General features: G+C 49.1%; 13 protein-coding genes. 11 read left to right on the forward strand and 2 right to left on the reverse strand.

From position 1 onward, the window contains the following. Nucleotides 1-18 precede the first annotated feature (18 nt). The 10 genes from IM638_01925 (at nt 19) to ruvB (ending at nt 13,459) form a co-directional block, all read left to right on the forward strand. Complete coding sequence (locus IM638_01925; GenBank protein MCA6361772.1) at nt 19-3,243, forward strand: TAT-variant-translocated molybdopterin oxidoreductase; 3,225 nt, start codon at nt 19-21, stop codon at nt 3,241-3,243. 54 nt (nt 3,244-3,297) lie between these two features. Continuing rightward, entirely contained in the window at nt 3,298-4,710 is a 1,413-nt protein-coding gene (gene nrfD / locus IM638_01930; GenBank protein MCA6361773.1) for a polysulfide reductase NrfD, read from the forward strand. 30 nt (nt 4,711-4,740) lie between these two features. Continuing rightward, nucleotides 4,741-5,265 (forward strand): DUF3341 domain-containing protein, encoded by a 525-nt coding sequence (locus IM638_01935; protein MCA6361774.1) that lies wholly within the window; start codon nt 4,741-4,743, stop codon nt 5,263-5,265. Nucleotides 5,266-5,288: 23 nt separating this feature from the next. Beyond that, nucleotides 5,289-5,987 carry a cytochrome c gene (locus IM638_01940; protein ID MCA6361775.1) on the forward strand — a complete coding sequence of 233 codons (699 nt, stop codon included), beginning with the start codon at nt 5,289-5,291 and terminating at the stop codon, nt 5,985-5,987. A 93-nt stretch (nt 5,988-6,080) separates the two neighbouring features. Then, nucleotides 6,081-7,292, forward strand: a complete 1,212-nt coding sequence (locus IM638_01945; protein MCA6361776.1) for a quinol:cytochrome C oxidoreductase — start codon at nt 6,081-6,083, stop codon at nt 7,290-7,292. A gap of 41 nt (nt 7,293-7,333) precedes the next feature. After that, nucleotides 7,334-8,326, forward strand: a complete 993-nt coding sequence (locus IM638_01950; protein ID MCA6361777.1) for a cytochrome c oxidase subunit II — start codon at nt 7,334-7,336, stop codon at nt 8,324-8,326. A 93-nt stretch (nt 8,327-8,419) separates the two neighbouring features. Next, nucleotides 8,420-10,267, forward strand: coding sequence for a cbb3-type cytochrome c oxidase subunit I (locus IM638_01955; protein ID MCA6361778.1), 1,848 nt, complete (start codon nt 8,420-8,422; stop codon nt 10,265-10,267). A gap of 91 nt (nt 10,268-10,358) precedes the next feature. Continuing rightward, nucleotides 10,359-11,027, forward strand: coding sequence for a hypothetical protein (locus tag IM638_01960; GenBank protein MCA6361779.1), 669 nt, complete (start codon nt 10,359-10,361; stop codon nt 11,025-11,027). After that, the gene (locus IM638_01965) at nt 11,024-12,406 is read left to right on the forward strand and encodes a hypothetical protein (protein MCA6361780.1); all 1,383 of its coding nucleotides are present in this window, start codon (nt 11,024-11,026) and stop codon (nt 12,404-12,406) included. Before IM638_01960 ends, IM638_01965 begins: the two co-directional genes overlap by 4 nt. A gap of 24 nt (nt 12,407-12,430) precedes the next feature. Then, the gene (gene ruvB / locus IM638_01970) at nt 12,431-13,459 is read left to right on the forward strand and encodes a Holliday junction branch migration DNA helicase RuvB (GenBank protein ID MCA6361781.1); all 1,029 of its coding nucleotides are present in this window, start codon (nt 12,431-12,433) and stop codon (nt 13,457-13,459) included. Between the two features lie 50 nt (nt 13,460-13,509). Here ruvB and IM638_01975 read toward each other — a convergent pair whose 3' ends face one another. Beyond that, nucleotides 13,510-14,253 (reverse strand): T9SS type A sorting domain-containing protein, encoded by a 744-nt coding sequence (locus tag IM638_01975; GenBank protein ID MCA6361782.1) that lies wholly within the window; start codon nt 14,251-14,253, stop codon nt 13,510-13,512. A 68-nt stretch (nt 14,254-14,321) separates the two neighbouring features. Further along, nucleotides 14,322-15,074 carry a T9SS type A sorting domain-containing protein gene (locus IM638_01980; GenBank protein ID MCA6361783.1) on the reverse strand — a complete coding sequence of 251 codons (753 nt, stop codon included), beginning with the start codon at nt 15,072-15,074 and terminating at the stop codon, nt 14,322-14,324. Nucleotides 15,075-15,358: 284 nt separating this feature from the next. On the opposite strand from IM638_01980, the gene IM638_01985 reads away from it, so the two are divergent. Beyond that, nucleotides 15,359-17,269, forward strand: a complete 1,911-nt coding sequence (locus IM638_01985; protein MCA6361784.1) for a T9SS type A sorting domain-containing protein — start codon at nt 15,359-15,361, stop codon at nt 17,267-17,269. Nucleotides 17,270-17,320 lie beyond the last annotated feature (51 nt).

A 17,320-nucleotide genomic window follows, 5' to 3' on the forward strand; every position in this document is an offset into this window, starting at 1 on the left:
TCAGATCGCGTACCCAACATGGCGAACGAGAAAACATACTGGAAAGGTCTTTCACAGCTGAGCGGTGACAATGCGGTTACCGAAAAGCACCAGCACGAATTTGCCGAGTACATTCCGGTTGAGCAGTTCATGGGCGATAAAGCCACACTCGAACAATCATCAACCAGCCGCCGCGACTTCCTCAAGTTCCTCGGATTCAGCACGGTAGCAGCTACTCTGGCAGCCTGCGAAGCGCCGGTAACCAAAGCGGTGCCTTACGTTAACCGTCCTGAGGAAATTACTCCCGGTGTGGCTAACTGGTATGCTACAGCTTTCTTCGACGGACATGATTATGCCGAAGTGCTGGTGAAAACCCGCGAAGGCCGTCCGATTAAACTTGAAGGAAACGAGCTTTCCAAAGTAACCATGGGCGGTGTAAACGCCCGTGTACATGCTTCCGTTCTTTCGCTGTATGACTCCAACCGCCTCAAAGGTGTTACCACCAAAGGCGGACAGTCAGCCACCTGGGCTGATGCCGATAAAGTAATTGGTACGAAACTGGCTGCTTCTAAAGGCATTGCCATTGTTTCTTCTACCATCATCAGCCCCTCAAGCAAAGCTGTTATTGCCGGATTTGCTGCCAAATACGCCAACACACGCCACGTTACTTACGATGCGGTGTCGTATGCAGGTATGCTCAAGGCAAACAAATCTACATTTGGTACTGCCGTTATTCCGACCTACCGTTTCGACAAGGCCGAAGTAATTGTAAGCCTCGGTGCCGATTTCCTCGCAAACTGGCTTTCACCGCTTGAGCATGCACGCCAGTATGGCATGACACGCAAAGTAGGCAAGGACAAGAAGACCATGTCCAAGCACTACCAGTTTGAAACCATCCTTTCTCTTACCGGTTCCAATGCCGACGAGCGTTTCCCCGTGAAACCCTCTGAAATGGCGCAGGTAGCACTCGACATTCTCAACGGCACCGCTGGCAAAGTAGCTGCCGATGGTGTGAAGAAGGTTGTAGCCGCCCTTGAAGCTGCAAAAGGTAAGGCGCTTGTTGTAGCCGGCTCAAACGATGCCGCGCTTCAGCTGGTGGTAAACGAAATCAACAAGAAAATCGGTGCGTATGGCAATACCATTGACATCAGCACTCCCGATTATACGCATCAGGGCGATGATAACGCACTGAAAACACTGGTTGAAGATCTCAATGCCGGTAAAGTTGACACCGTAATTTTCTGGAACAGCAACCCGGTTTACACCGCACCTGCTGCGCTCGGTTTCGACAAGGCACTGGCTAAGGCTTCACTCAAAATTTCGTTTGCAGGCAGTATGGACGAAACAGCCGCGCTTTGCGACTGGGTTTGCCCTGACCACCACTACCTCGAAGCCTGGAACGATCACAACCCGCGCCGCGGCCACTTCAGCCTGCAGCAGCCGGTTATCAATCCGCTTTTCTCAACCCGCCACGCACAGGAAAGCCTGTTGCTTTGGTCGGGTAACAACACCACATATTACAACTACCTGCAGAATTACTGGCGCAGCAATTTCTTCGGTATGCAAACTGCATTCGGCGATTTTGCCCAGTTCTGGAACAATTCGGTGCACGATGGTGTGGCCCAGCTTCGCCCGCAGCTTGTGGTGACTGAGGAAATTTCTCAGGCTCCTCCGGTGGCCGATACTACTGCCACAAATCCGCTCTCGAAGATGTTAAAGTCGGGAATGAACCTGAACGACTTTATAGCCTTCAGCGGCGGCACCATTTCGCTCGATGAGGCGAAGTCGCAGCTTGCTTCACGCAAGGGCGGTGCCATGGAAGTGGTATTCTATCAGAAAACATCAATCGGTAATGGCAATCAGGCCGGCAACCCCTGGTTGCAGGAAATGCCCGATCCGATTTCGAAAATTACCTGGGACAACTACATCACCATGCACCCGCTGGATGTAAAAGAAGGCAACTTCTTTGGCATGGTAGAAGGCAGCGACAACAACCTGATGGTTCGTTTTGACCAGATGGAAGACGAGCTGAGCGTGGCTCAGGTAGCTGTAAATGGTGTAACCGTAGAACTTCCGGTTTGGGCACAGCCCGGTCAGAAGCGCGGCACCGTAGGTATTGCCCTTGGTTATGGCCGCAAAGGTGCCGGTAAAGCAGCCGAAGGCCGTGGAGCCAACATCTATCCCGCAGTAGCACTGGCTGCTTCGGGCACGATGAACTACGAGGCATACGACGCTAAGATTACCAAGACCGACAAAACACACAAAATTGCGGCTACCCAAACGCACCACACGCTGATGGGCCGCAACGAAGATATTATTCACGAAACCACACTTGCAGCCTACGTAAAAGACGAGCGTGCCGGCAACGAGCCGATTATGCTCGAAACCTACAAAGGCAAAGCCAATGTGGAAGAAGTGAACCTGTGGAATGATTTCGAGCGCCCGAACCACAAATGGGCACTGGCTATCGACCTGAACTCGTGCATTGGCTGCGGTGCCTGCGTGGTAAGCTGTACTGCCGAAAACAACGTTCCGGTTGTAGGTCCCGACGAAATCCGCCGCAGCCGCGAAATGCACTGGCTCCGTATCGACCGCTATTTCAGCAGCGAAACGGTGAAGGAAGTGGAAGAGGAAAAAGGCGAAATGGGCACCAAAGAGCTCTACCGCAACATGGAAAACCCCGCTTTCGACAATCCGAAAGTGGTATTCCAGCCGGTAATGTGCCAGCACTGCAACCACGCTCCGTGCGAAACCGTGTGCCCGGTAATTGCTACCAACCACAGCAGCGAAGGTCTCAACCAGATGACCTACAACCGTTGTGTAGGTACCCGTTACTGCGCAAACAACTGTCCCTACAAAGTGCGCCGCTTCAACTGGTTTAACTACGTGGATTACCACCGTTTCAAAGACTTCAACCCTTCGCAGGACGAAGTTGGCCGTATGGTGCTGAACCCCGATGTAACCGTTCGTGCACGCGGTGTAATGGAAAAATGCTCAATGTGCGTACAGCGCATTCAGGGCGGCAAACTCGAAGCCAAGAAAGCCGGTGTTCGTCCGGCCGACGGAAGCATCAAAACTGCCTGCTCGCAGTCGTGCCCCACACAGGCCATCTGGTTTGGCGACCTCAACGACGAGAACAGCGCCGTGGCCCAGATGGAGAAAGACGGACGCAAGTTCGAACTCCTCGAAGTAGTTGGCACACGCCCGTCTGTATTCTACATGACCAAAGTGTGGAACCGCGACGACGCCAGCGCACACGTATAAACCGAACACCGGAAAGAAGAATAAGAACCAGCATACGCTCAGTTAAACGACACTATGCAACACGAATCACGATACAGGGACCCGCTTATTCTTGGAAACAAGAGCTACAGCGACATCACCGCCGACATTGCCCGACCGATTGAGGGTAAGGCCAACAAACTCTGGTACCTCGTATTTACCATTGCCGTAGCCACCTTCCTCTGGGGATTTGGCTGTCTGGCTTACACCATTGGTACCGGTATCGGTCAGTGGGGCGCTAACCGCACAGTGGGTTGGGCGTGGGATATCACCAACTTCGTTTGGTGGATCGGTATCGGTCACGCCGGTACACTTATCTCAGCTGTACTTCTGCTGTTCCGTCAGAAATGGCGTATGGCCATCAACCGTTCGGCTGAGGCTATGACCATCTTCGCGGTAATGTGCGCGGCGGTGTTCGTAACCATGCACACCGGCCGTCCGTGGCTTGATTACTGGCTGTTTCCGCACGCCAACCAGTTTGGCTCATTGTGGGTAAACTTCAACTCGCCGCTTACCTGGGACGTATTCGCTGTATCAACTTACTTTACCATTTCGCTGGTATTCTGGTACATTGGTCTTATTCCCGACTTTGGAGCCATCCGCGACCGTTTCAAGCTGAAAGGCAACCTGAAAATGGCAAAGATTTATCGTCTGCTGAGCTTTGGCTGGAGCGGCGGTGCCCGTCAGTGGTCGCGTTTCGAAGAAGTATCGCTGGTACTTGCCGGTCTTTCTACCCCGCTCGTATTCTCGGTTCACTCAATCGTATCCATGGACTTTGCCACCTCGGTACTTCCCGGCTGGCACACCACCATCTTCCCGCCTTATTTCGTAGCTGGTGCTATCTTCTCTGGTTTTGCCATGGTGGCCACGCTGCTGCTCATTATGCGCAAAGTGCTCAACCTTGAGCATTACATTACCATCCAGCACATGGAGATGATGAACATCATCATTACCCTTACCGGTTCTATGGTAGGTGTGGCTTATCTTTCAGAGCTTTTCATCTCATGGTACTCAGGTGTGGAATATGAAGGTTATGCCTTTATGAACCGCGCTACCGGTCCGTACTGGTGGAGTTACTGGGGTATGATGACCTGCAACGTAATCAGCCCGCAGCTGTTCTGGTTCCGTAAGATCCGCACCAACCTTACCGCAACCTTCATTCTGTCTATTGTGGTAAACATCGGTATGTGGTTTGAGCGTTTCGTAATTATCGTAACCTCGCTTCACCGCGATTACCAGCCTGCGAACTGGACCATGTATCACCCCACCTGGGTGGAGATGGGCATCTTCATCGGCACCATAGGTTTGTTCTTCTCCATCTTCCTGTTGTTTGCACGTGCCTTCCCGGTAATTGCGCTCAGCGAGTTGAAAATGATCGTAAAATCATCAAGCGAAGAGCATAAGAAGAAACGCGAGGCTGCCGAAATTGCCGCCGAAGCCGCTCACTAAACTGTATTCATACGCCGAACACATAATTATATGGCAGCGAATTATAAAACAATTCAGGGTATCTGGGGCGATGAGGAACTCCTCATGAACGGCGCCAAGCAGATGCGTGATGCACATATCAAGGTGAAAGAAGTTTTTTCACCGTTTCCCATCCACGGTCTGGATCCGGTAATCGGATTGCCCCGCACCCGTCTGGCCATCTGCGCCTTCATTTACGGTATTACCGGCACCTCGCTGGCAATTCTGATGACCTGGTACATGATGGTAAACGACTGGCCGACTGATATCGGTGGCAAGCCCAGCTTCTATTATTACATGAACTGGCCTGCATTTATTCCGGTAACCTTCGAGTTAACAGTATTCTGTGCCGGTCACGGTATGGCCATTACTTATCTGCTGCGCAACTGGACGCTGCCGGGAGTACATGAAAAGAATCCTGATCCTCGCACCACCGACGATAAGTTTATGATGGTGATTGAGGCTAAAGAAGAAAAAGCTGCTGAAATCGTATCCATGATGCGAGCCAGCGGTGCCGAAGAAGTGAACGTGATCTGAACCACTGCGATACGCAACGAGTAATGAAAAAAACAACCAATACCCTGTTCACATTCGGCGCAGTAGCTCTTGCTGCAGCCGCACTGCTGAGCGCCTGCGTAAAGAGCAATCCGGACAGCCCTGGCTTTGAATTCATGCCGGATATGTACCGCTCACCAGCTCCCGAAACAAACGGAATGTACATCAATTCGGTAACTGGCGACAGCCTGTCGAACCGTTTGCCGGCAGCAGGTTCTATTCCGCGTGGTTTCACGCCATTTCCCTACGCGAACACCGCCGAGGGCGACAGCCTTGCCAAGATGTTCTGGACTTACAACAGTCTGGGTGTGGCACGAAATGAAGCTAACCTGAAAGCCGGCGAAGAACTCTATTCACGCTACTGTCAGGTTTGCCACGGCAAAAAAGGCGACGGTAATGGTCCGCTTGTGACCAGCGAAAAATATCCGAACCAGCCGCCGAGCTACATCGCCCGTATGAAGGAAAACAACCTGAGCGAAGGTCATATTTATCACGTAGTGACCTACGGCAAAGGCGTAATGGGTTCGCATGCATCTCAGCTTAGTCCTCAAGAGCGTATGCAGGTGGCACAATATGTTCAGCTGCTGGGCCGCGAAGGCAAGTCGGTAGATGAATACAATAAAGCTGCTGCACCCGCTGCCGATTCAACCAAATCAACTGCTCCTGCTGCTGCAGCTCCGGGCAAAGCCACACCTACGAAGTAATTCACCGCTATTGCATACACTATGAGCCTCGTGAATCAGAATAATCTCATGTATAACTTCTCGGCCAAGAGCCGCCGCAACCTCATCATTCTGATGGGTTTGGGCCTGCTCCTGATTCTGGCCGGATATCTCTGGCATACTTTTGCCGGTGATCATGCCGCTGCACATGACGGAGCTGCCGGACACGAAGACCATCATGCAGGCTGGGGCCAGCGTTTTTGGGCCAACCTTCTTGTAAACGGCTACTTCTTTGGCGGTATCGGCCTTGCTGCTGTATTTTTCTACGCACTTCACTTTGCCGCTCAGGCCGCCTGGAGTCAGGTGTTCCTGCGCATTTTCAGTGCAGTAGGCACTTTCCTCCCCATTGGTATGGGCATTGTGCTGCTTGTTATTGCCTGTGGCGATTTGCATTTGCACCACCTGTACCACTGGATGGACGGCGATCTGTACGACAAGGCCAGCCCCAAGTACGATCCGATCATCGATCATAAAGAACCTTATTTCAACCGCCTGTTCTTCTACGGCCGTCTGCTCATTTTCATGGCCGGCTGGATTTACTACCAGAACTGGAGCCGTAAAAACAGCATGCAGGGCGACCTGCTGCGTGGCAACGACATGATTTCGAACTGGAAGCGCAATATCCGCAATGCGGCAATCTTCCTTGTGTTCTTCGGTTTCACCTCATCAGTTTACAGCTGGGATGCCATCATGTCTATCGACACACACTGGTTCAGCACACTCTTTGGCTGGTACAACTTTGCCGGCTGGTGGATTGGCGCCATCATTGTGTTTAACATGCTGGTTGTTCATCTCAAGTCGCGCGATCAGCTTGAGTTTGTAAACCCCAGCCACGTACATGACCTTGGAAAGTGGATGTTTGCCGTGAGTTTCCTTTGGACTTACCTCTGGTTCTCTCAGTTCATGCTTATCTGGTATTCAAACATCGGCGAAGAAGTGGTTTATTACGCCCAGCGCTGGGAGCAGTACCGCGGTTTGTTCTGGATTACCATGGTGGTAAACTTTGCATTCCCGATGCTTGTCCTCATGTCTCGTGATTCAAAGCGTAACAAATCGTTCCTCCTCTTCACAGGTCTGCTTATTTTCTTCTTCCACTGGACCGACACCTTCCTGCTGGTAATGCCCGGTACAGTTGGTGAACACTGGAATATCGGCGGACTGGAAATAGGAATGTTCCTGTTCTTCCTGAGCTTCTTCATCTTCTGGGTATTCCGTGCACTGTCTCAGGCGCCGCTGCTCCAGAAAGGTCATCCTTTCCTCGAAGAAAGTTTGCATCACCACATTTGATATTGAACACGAAACAGCAGAACCTGATATAAACACGCGCTATGAATATTTTAACATACGCTCTCCTCATTCTCGGTGCCGCTGCCATCTGGCAGTTGGTGCGGGTTGTGGAACTTTCTACTAAACTCAAGGGAGCTGACCCCAACAAGGTAACGGAGAATGACAACCGCCTGAACGGTCGTTTGATGCTTACCTTCATGTTTGCGCTCTTTGCTTTCTGCATCTGGCAGTTTTTTGAGTACAAAGACCGCTTGCTGCCTGAAGCTGCTTCTGAGCACGGTGTGAAGATCGACTGGTTGATGAATTTTAACTTCCTCATCATCGGTATTGTATTTTTCATTACCAATGGCCTGCTGTTTTACATGGCCTACAAATATTATGGCCGCGACGGTGCAAAAGCCACTTTCTATCCCCACAACAACAAACTGGAAATGTTGTGGACCGGTGTACCGGCTGTAGTACTCTTTATTATCATTTTCCTCGGTATCCGTTTGTGGAATGATACCATGGAGCCTGCTCCCACTACCACACGTTTGGTTGAGCTTTATGCACAGCAGTTCAACTGGAAAGCGCGTTATGCAGGTAAAGACAATCAACTTGGTAAGGCCGATTACCGTTTGTCGGGTAAATACGAAACCGGTATCGACAGCTCAGATGTGAAAGGTTACGATGATATCATCGTGAATGACACTCTTTTCCTCGAAGTAAATCAGGAAGTGAATTTCCGTATGCGTTCACGCGATGTAATTCACAGCGCATTCTTCCCCCACTTCCGTGCACAGATGAACTGCGTGCCCGGTATGGAAACCTGGTTCCATTTTAAACCCACCATTACCACCGCCGAAATGCGCAAGAAAACCGGTAATCCCAAGTTTGACTACATGCTGCTCTGCAACAAAATTTGCGGAACGTCGCACTGGAACATGGGTTTGCTGATTGTGGTAGGAACAAAGGCTGAATATGAAAGCTACATGAGCCGTAGAAAGCCCTATTTCGATGGCCGTCCGTTACCCACAGCTTCAGCCGGAAACTAAAAACGTTAAACAAAACAACAATACCGCCCTTTACGGGTTTTCCCAATAAAGCGCAGTTGTAAATTTGAAGGGACAGATCAAATTAAAGCAGATATGGCAAAAGATCTTCATTCACACAGTCACCTCCACGCAGAAACACTTGCGACCGACGTGCATGTGCACCATGATCACCACGACGATCATCACCATGAGGAGTCGTTCGTGCAGAAGTATATCTTCAGCATGGATCACAAGGTAATTGCCCGCCAGTTTTTGATTACCGCCGTTATTATGGCCGTAATTGCAATGGTGATGTCAATTGTATTCCGTCTTCAGCTTGCCTGGCCGGGAGAGTCTTTCAGTTTCATCAATGCCGTAATGGGCGATAAGTGGGGCCCTGATGGCGTACTCACGCCTGATGCTTACATGGCGCTGGTGACCATTCACGGAACCATCATGGTGTTCTTTGTACTCACCGGTGGTCTTTCGGGTACATTCAGTAACCTGCTTATTCCATATCAGATTGGTGCCCGCGATATGGCATCAGGATTCATGAATATGCTGTCGTACTGGTTCTTCTTCCTCTCAAGTGTGGTAATGGTAGTTTCCCTCTTTGTGGAAAACGGTGCCGCTTCAGGTGGTTGGACAGTTTACCCGCCGCTTTCGGCGCTTGAACGAGCCATGCCCGGTTCAGGCTTGGGTATGACATTGTGGCTTGTATCCATGTCGTTGTTTATTGTATCATCGCTGCTTGGCGGTTTGAACTACATCATCACTGTACTCAACTTCCGCACCAAGGGTATGAAAATGACCCGAATGCCGCTTACGGTTTGGGCGTTTCTTGTAACGGCCATTCTTGGTGTACTTTCATTCCCTGTACTTTTCTCTTGCGCGCTTCTGCTCATCTTCGACCGCAGTTTTGGTACAAGCTTTTATCTTTCCGACATCTTCCTGAACGCAGATACCGCACCGCTTGAGCAAACCGGTGGCAGCCCGATTCTCTTCGAGCACCTTTTCTGGTTCCTTGGTCACCCGGAAGTATATATTATCATTCTCCCGGCTCTCGGTCTTACCTCAGAGGTTATTTCGGTAAATGCGCGTAAACCTATTTTCGGTTACCGCGCCATGATTACCTCCATTCTGGCCATTGGTTTCCTCTCGTTCATTGTATGGGGTCACCACATGTTCATTACCGGTATGAATCCGTTCCTCGGTTCGGTGTTTGTGTTTACCACGCTGCTCATTGCCATTCCGTCGGCTGTTAAAGCGTTTAACTACATTACTACACTCTGGAAAGGGAATATCCAGTTTACACCTGCCATGCTTTTTGCCATCGGTCTCGTGTCAACCTTTATTTCGGGTGGTGTTACCGGTATTATCCTTGCCGACTCTGCGCTTGACATTCCTGTGCACGATACATACTTCGTAGTAGCTCACTTCCACATTGTAATGGGTGTGTCGGCCATTCTGGGTATGCTTGCGGGTGTATATCACTGGTTCCCGAAACTGTTCCTGCGCAAGATGAACAAGAACATGGGCTACATTCACTTCTGGATTACATTCGTTAGTGCCTACGGTGTGTTCTTCCCGATGCACTTCCTCGGTTTAGCCGGTGTGCCGCGTCGTTACTATCAGAACACCGCTTTCCCGATGTTTGATAATCTTCAGGATATCAACGTACTGATTACGGCATTCGCCATTCTGGGTGCCATTGGTCAGCTCATCTTCCTGTTCAACTTCTTCTACAGCATGTTCCGTGGCCCGAAAGCCGAGCAGAACCCCTGGGGTTCAAATACGCTCGAATGGACCACGCCCATGGCGCATACACACGGCAACTGGCCCGGTGCATTGCCCGAAGTTCAGCGTTGGCCTTATGATTACAGCAAGCCGGGAGCTGAACATGATTTCATTCCGCAAACAGTTCCTCTCGCAGCTGGCGAAGTGGACGGCGGTGGTCACTAAGCAATCCTGTTACCATTCCAAAATGGCTGTCTGTTTTCAGGCAGCCATTTTTTATGTGCGATTTGCATTCAACTTTGTATCTTCATCAGGCATGAATTTCCGACTCCTTCTGCTTGTAACAGTGGTAATGCTGACGAATGTGCTGCGTGCGCAGATGCTGAGTATGGATACCTTGCGCAACTGCATCAACCGCAAGGTGGCATTTACGGCCATGTTTGATACGCGCAAGTCGTTTATCAATTCGCAGAATGCCCGTATCTGGGGTTTTAAATTCGGCGCTGATTTTGGTAACCGTCTCACCATAGGCGGAGGCTGGAACACACACACGCCCAGCATTTCAAAACCGGTATTTGTAACTGATTCGCTCGGTCAGCCCGATACGGTGCAATCGTTTTTAAAGCTCGATTACATCAGTTACTTTATCCGCTATGTGTTTTACAAGAGCAAGCGCTGGAAGTTCAGTGTAATTCCGTTTCAGTTGGGTTTTGGTAATTCGCGGTATGAGTACTCCTACCAGTCAGGGCCTCAGGTTGTGGGTCAGCGCAGGGTAATAATCTATGAAACTGGTATATCAGGTTCATTTAAAATATTCAGATGGTTTGGCGTGGGAGCCGATCTGGGCTTGCGTGTAATGCTCAGAAACAACAAGGCATTGAGTGAGAATTTCAATTCGCCTATTTATTCGTTTTATACAATTATATACTGGAGTGAGTTGTATAAAATGGCTTTCCCGAACACGAAACTTGCTAAACGTTTATGAATAATGTGGCAATTGTTTTTCCGGGCAGTCAGTTGCTGGCCGAAAAACTCTACAGGCAGCGCTGGTGGTGGATAATGTCTTTTGCCATTACATTGCTGTGGAGCTTTTGTTATTACTACACCAGACAACTAATTGATATACTCCCCTTTCATAATGAAGAACTAAGCTGGGGCTTGGAGCGTTTTTTTCAAGTTGGAGTAGCCGGAGGTTATATTCATCTCAATTTATTTCTGAGCATACTCTTTATCGTGCTTACATCACACTTGTTTAAAGGACTGCAACGTGTTTGTTTTCCCGGGAAAAAACCAGTGCGTTTTTTGATGTTTCAGCCTGGCCGGATGATTGAGCTGCTTGAGGAGATAAACAAATCTGATGCATCGGTATTACAAAAAAAGGAGAAGCATTTCTGGAATACACTTTTTGCATTCATTCAGCCGGTATATCTTTTCATAGGGATATTTCCAATTGTGTCAAAGCTCTATGCAGCAGGTTTAGTTACAGAATGGGTTAGTATTGTTTTTTATTCCATTCAATTTTTTGCCTCAATAAGCTGGATAATTGTATTGTTCAATGTGTTCAGTATTTTCCATCCGCGTTTCACGCACCTCATGCCTGTGCATCAGCCACAGTACCAAGTGTCTGAAGAAGAAAAGGAAATAGTAAAAAAGAAGATCGATCTTCTTCGGAATGTCCGTTTGAAGCCGCTTGTGTATCAGATTCTCGGTCTTCTGGCAATTGTATTCGCGTTAAGTGGCTATATCGACTGGAATTCTTTGCTGACACAGGTACAAATGCTTTCTGAAGTTCATTTGCTGAACAGGGTGAGTCTGTTTGCCGCTCTGGCGCTAAGCGGTTTTTTGTTGTACTACTTAACTGTACTCATCAGGCTCACGCATATTTTTGAAAATACGAAAACATGGTTAAACTGGCTGGTGGTGGTATGCTACCTGATGCCTGTGCTGGCTACCGCCAGTCGTATTTATGCGATTGTAAAATCGTCACTCCGGTGGAATAAGTCAATTAATGAAGGAGAGTTTGGTTACAGCCTCCGGTTATCCGATGGTGTTTCAATCTGGTGGGCTATTGTGTTTGCACTATTCTCGTTATACAATACGGGTTATTTTATTGAGTTTTTTGTAGAGCACGCTCATCCGTTTTATCAGGCATCGTGGCGAAGCGAGGTGTATAATCTTGTATTTCCTTCAGGGCTTATCCTGCTGCATGTGTTTATGCTCTTGCTTGTGGTGTATAACCATGAGCTGGAAGAGAAATGCAAACTAGCTGCGGATGAACTCGAGCAGTCATACTTTCCGCAACTGCACGATGCTGTTGACAAGCACACAATTGAGCCGTCGCACCCGGATGCAAGTGCAGAATAAGCGTTACTTTTGTACAGCATGTCAATGAACCCGAACATAGATCCCGAAAGCGAGCGCCTGACGCCCGCCGAAAAGGAAGTGGAGCGCATGCTGCGTCCGCAGGATTTTTCTGATTTTTCGGGGCAGGATGCGGTGGTTGACAACCTGAAAGTATTTGTGGCTGCGGCCAAACAACGCGGCGAAGCACTTGACCACGTGCTTTTGCACGGGCCTCCGGGTTTGGGCAAAACCACACTGGCCAACATTGTGGCGCAGGAGCTTGGCGTGAACATCAAAATTACTTCCGGCCCTGTACTTGATAAGCCGGGCGATCTGGCCGGACTGCTTACAAATCTTGAGCAGTTCGATGTGCTTTTCATCGACGAAATTCACCGGCTTAGTCCTGTGGTGGAAGAGTATCTCTACTCGGCCATGGAAGATTACCGCATTGATATCATGCTCGACAGCGGCCCCAATGCGCGCACGGTGCAGATTAGTCTCAATCCGTTTACACTGGTGGGTGCAACCACACGCTCAGGCCTGCTTACTTCGCCATTGCGCGCGCGCTTTGGCATTACGTCGCGACTGAGCTATTACGACTCCAAATTACTCAAGCGTATTGTGGAGCGTTCGGCCGGCATCTTAAATGTACCCATTGCCGAAGAGGCCGCCTACGAAATTGCCCGGCGCAGCCGTGGTACACCGCGTATTGCCAATGCACTGCTGCGCCGTGTGCGCGATTTTGCGCAGATAAAAGGCAACGGCGAAATTGATCTTGAAATTGCACACTACGGCCTGCAGGCTCTCAATGTAGATAAGAACGGCCTCGACGAAATGGACATCCGCATTCTCAGCGCCATTATCGACAAGTTTAAAGGCGGGCCGGTGGGCATTACCACCATTTCCACCGCAGTAGGCGAGGAGGCCGGCACGATAGAAGAAGTATATGAGCCGTTTCTGATTCAGGAAGGCTACCTCATACGTACACCGCGCGGCCGGCAGGCCACCGAGCAGGCCTACAAGCACCTGGGGCGGCTTTCGCAAATGAACCGCGGCACGTTGTTTGGCGAATAAAAAAAAGGCCGGTATTTGCTTACCGGCCTTTTTCATTATTCGCAATACAATTAGTGCACAACAGCAATGCGCCGGGTGCCGATAATCTTTCCTTCGGAAACAAGTGTACAGATATACACCCCTTCTGGTAAAGTTGCCGTGTTGGCTACATGAATGCCCTGCGGCGCACTAAGTGTGGTGGCAGAAACAAGTTCGCCAAGTGCATTGTACATATTGAATACACCGGCAGCTTGTGTACCGGTATTGTATGCAATTGCGCACGATGCGGACGACGGATTGGGCATGGGAGCCGAAAGTGTGGTGATGGATGAAGTTTCGGCAATACCTACTGCGCCGGTAGTTACATGATAATGTACCGTGAAGTAAAATGAGTCGCTCGGATTGTCAAAGCTGTAAATCGAATACAATACGGTGGTTACACCCGGAACAGAATTCGTTTTATAGTGCAATGCAAGACCTATGCGTGCTGCAGCGCCCACGAAGAACGGACTGCAAACATTATCACCTATCCCTGTACATTCAAAATCAGTGCAGAAGTACACATCAGCACCAGGGTCGGCATGAGCAAGAATGGTGCGGCGAATCTGGAATGAATCTGCAACTGTGTTATTCAGGTTAACACTGAAATCGCGTTCATCGTGATACAGGTAAGGTCCGTTAGTGGCCGGTATCCAATAATGCAACACATCATTTTGAATCAGTTGATAACCGGTTTCGTCAGAAGTAACTGTAGCTGTTTGTGCAAAGCTATATTGACATAGTGCTACGCTGAAGAGTATGATGAGCTTTTTCATGATCACATAGGGGTAAAAATAATAAAGCGATGCCATTATGACATCGCTTTATTATATGATTGAATGGATTAGTGAGTTACGGCCAAACGTTTGGTGGCAAGCTGACGACCGTTGTTGGTGAGTGTGCAGAAGTACACACCGGCGGGCAGCGTGGAAACATCCATACGAATGGTGCCTTCGGCAGAGGTGATTTCAGTTTCGAGAACGGCAGCACCAAGCATGTTGTACACCACAAGTTTAGCGTCAGTAGGTTGTGTGGTGCCCATTTTGAAGTTGATGGCAAACACATCGCTGGCCGGATTGGGCTGCGGGTTGGAAACAGAAGGCTTAACCAGGTTGGTTGTAACGCCGGCGGGGCCATTTACTACATTATACTCAAGGGTGAGCATGAGTGAGTCATTTACGTTGTTGATGTCGTAAATGGTATAGCTCACGCGTGTAACGCCGGTCATACCGCCAGTGTTGTAATCGAGCGAAAGATCAAAAGAGGCATTGCTGTTCATGGGAATGTTATAGGACAGCATTTGGCCGGGACCATAGCAATTCTGATCGGTGCAGAATGTGGTTTGCGCAGAGGCATTAGCCAGCGTAATATTCATTTTACGCACCTTGAAAGTTTTGGTCATGTTTGAAATGTTGCTCACTGTAAAGTGGCGAACATCAAGCCAGGGGCTAGAGCCATTCATGGCCGGAATCCAGTATGTAATGGTTGAACCGTTGGCTACAATACCACCGCTTTCCTGATTTTCTACACGTACACTTTGCGCGGCAGCAGGAACACTGAAGGCAGCAAGGGCGAAGAGAAGTAATGCTTTTTTCATCTTAGTTATATTAGATAGTTATGTTGAGCAGAGTCAAATATACGAAAACTGTTTTTGAATGTTACTTACCTCTTATAAAGAAAATTCGACCAGTTATCAGGTTGAAATTCCGGCCGGGATACAGCTAATTTGTTTTAGTGCTGAAAATCAATTAGTTGTGATATTTACTGCTGTTAATCAGTGAGCTAAAATTGTTAGTTGAAGGATAAATTATTTGTTTCTTTGCAGGAACTGATTAATTTAGCCCCTCGTTGCATAAAAACACATCAACAAATCTCAAAAACATGAACAAGAAAATTACCCTCGTCGCTGCTGTAGCTGTAATGGGTTTTTCATCAGCCTTCGCTCAGGTACAGCGTATGGTGCTTGTTGAAGAATTTACACAAGCTTCCTGCGGTCCCTGCGCTGCGCAGAACCCTGCGTTCAATGCAACCCTTGCACCTAATCTGAGTGTGAAAGTGGCTGCTATTAAGTATCAGACCAACTGGCCTGGTGTGGATCCGATGAACACGCAAACTCAGACATGGGTTGGACCTCGTGTATCTTACTATGCCGTAAATGGTGTTCCCGATGCCATTGTTGATGGTAACGTATATCAGGGCGCACCCAGCGGTGTGACACAATCTGGTATCGACACCCGTTATGCTGTAGGTTCACCTTTCCAGCTCGACCTTACACACACCATGTCGCCTGACTTTGACTCAATCTTCATCACGGCAAATATTACCGCAGCACAGGCATTCACTTCAAACGGTGCTTTGAAACTGCATGTTGCTCTGATTGAGAAAGAAATTATTTTCTCATCGCCTCCCGGATCAAATGGCGAATTGGATTTCTATGGTGTAATGCGTCAGATGTTGCCGAATGCTTCTGGCACCACGCTTAACGGCACCTGGGCTAATGCCGACAACGCTGTATTTACGTTTGCAGTAGCCAAGCCGTCATACATTTATGATGTAAACCAGCTTCAGGTTGTTGCTTTTATTCAGAGCGACGGAAACAAAGAAGTTCAACAGGCTGCAATCACTAACCCGATTGCGCTGCCCAACGATGCACAGCCCACCGCACTTGCAGGTCTTCCCTCAACCGGTCTGGCTTGCTCGGCTGTTACCTTTACTCCTGCCGTAACCGTTAAAAACACCGGTGCGAATACACTTACTTCGCTCGACATCAACGTTAGCGTAGCTTCAGTTGCTCAGCCTGTGTACAACTGGACCGGTTCTATTGCTCCCGGTGCTACTTCAGTAATTACGCTGCCTGCAGTAACCTACAACGGTGCTTCTGGCAACGTGGCTGTAACAGTTTCTACTGCTAACCCGAACGCAACTGTTGACGTGAACACCACAAACGATACGCGCAACGGTTCATTCCTTTACTATGGCGGAACTGCGCAAACATCGCCCTACCAGCAAGGCTTTACAGCTACTGCATTCCCTCCCGGAATCGTTGGTATCATTAACAATGATAATGATACCTACACCTGGGCCCGTTCAACAGCCGGTGGTTTTGCACAAGGTGTGGGCAGTGCCCGTTTGAATTTCTACAACGCTGCTGCCGGTACTGTGGATGATATGGTACTCGGAAACTTTGATATGACCACTGCTTCTGTGGCTTCAATGACCTTCAGCGTAGCTTACCGTCAGTACTCTTCAGAAAACGACCGTCTCCAGGTTATGGTATCTACCGATTGTGGTGCTACCTGGGCTACCGTATTTGATAAGCAGGGAAGCACACTTGCTACTGTTGCTGCCGCTACAACAAGCTTTACCCCCAACAACGCCAGCCAGTGGCGCTCAGAGTCGGTAAGCCTTGCAAACTACGCTAACGCTACCAACCTCATCATTAAGTTTGTTGGTACCTCTGATTATGGTAACAACCTGTATGTTGATGATATCAACATCGGTACCGTAGGTGTAGAAGAAGCTGCCCTCGCTGGCGTAGGTCTTAACATCTTCCCGAACCCGTTTGATGCTTCAACCACCGTTCAGCTCAACCTTGAGCAAACCGAAAACATCACCGTAGAAGTTTACAGCCTCGACGGCAAACTTGTACAGGCTGAGAACAAAGGCGAAATGAACGCTGGTCAGCACAACATTATGCTCGACGGTGCAAACCTGGCTGATGGTATGTACTTTGTAACCATCCGTACCGGTAACAACGGCACAATTACCCGCAAAGTAACTGTTGCTCACTAATTTGATTTTCTCGATCTGAATATCATTAAATGACCGACCGGCAATTCTGGC

The sequence above is a fragment of the Bacteroidota bacterium genome, from assembly GCA_020402865.1.
Lineage (GTDB): Bacteria > Bacteroidota > Bacteroidia > Palsa-965 > Palsa-965.

Excerpts from the sequence above, each read along its gene's own strand:
- IM638_01925 (MCA6361772.1), top strand. The coding sequence starts at position 19 with ATGGCGAACGAGAAAACATACTGGAAAGGTCTTTCACAGCTGAGCGGT.
- nrfD (MCA6361773.1), top strand. The coding sequence starts at position 3,298 with ATGCAACACGAATCACGATACAGGGACCCGCTTATTCTTGGAAACAAG.
- IM638_01935 (MCA6361774.1), top strand. The coding sequence starts at position 4,741 with ATGGCAGCGAATTATAAAACAATTCAGGGTATCTGGGGCGATGAGGAA.
- IM638_01940 (MCA6361775.1), top strand. The coding sequence starts at position 5,289 with ATGAAAAAAACAACCAATACCCTGTTCACATTCGGCGCAGTAGCTCTT.
- IM638_01945 (MCA6361776.1), top strand. The coding sequence starts at position 6,081 with ATGGGTTTGGGCCTGCTCCTGATTCTGGCCGGATATCTCTGGCATACT.
- IM638_01950 (MCA6361777.1), top strand. The coding sequence starts at position 7,334 with ATGAATATTTTAACATACGCTCTCCTCATTCTCGGTGCCGCTGCCATC.
- IM638_01955 (MCA6361778.1), top strand. The coding sequence starts at position 8,420 with ATGGCAAAAGATCTTCATTCACACAGTCACCTCCACGCAGAAACACTT.
- IM638_01960 (MCA6361779.1), top strand. The coding sequence starts at position 10,359 with ATGAATTTCCGACTCCTTCTGCTTGTAACAGTGGTAATGCTGACGAAT.
- IM638_01965 (MCA6361780.1), top strand. The coding sequence starts at position 11,024 with ATGAATAATGTGGCAATTGTTTTTCCGGGCAGTCAGTTGCTGGCCGAA.
- ruvB (MCA6361781.1), top strand. The coding sequence starts at position 12,431 with ATGAACCCGAACATAGATCCCGAAAGCGAGCGCCTGACGCCCGCCGAA.
- IM638_01975 (MCA6361782.1), bottom strand. The coding sequence starts at position 14,253 with ATGAAAAAGCTCATCATACTCTTCAGCGTAGCACTATGTCAATATAGC.
- IM638_01980 (MCA6361783.1), bottom strand. The coding sequence starts at position 15,074 with ATGAAAAAAGCATTACTTCTCTTCGCCCTTGCTGCCTTCAGTGTTCCT.
- IM638_01985 (MCA6361784.1), top strand. The coding sequence starts at position 15,359 with ATGAACAAGAAAATTACCCTCGTCGCTGCTGTAGCTGTAATGGGTTTT.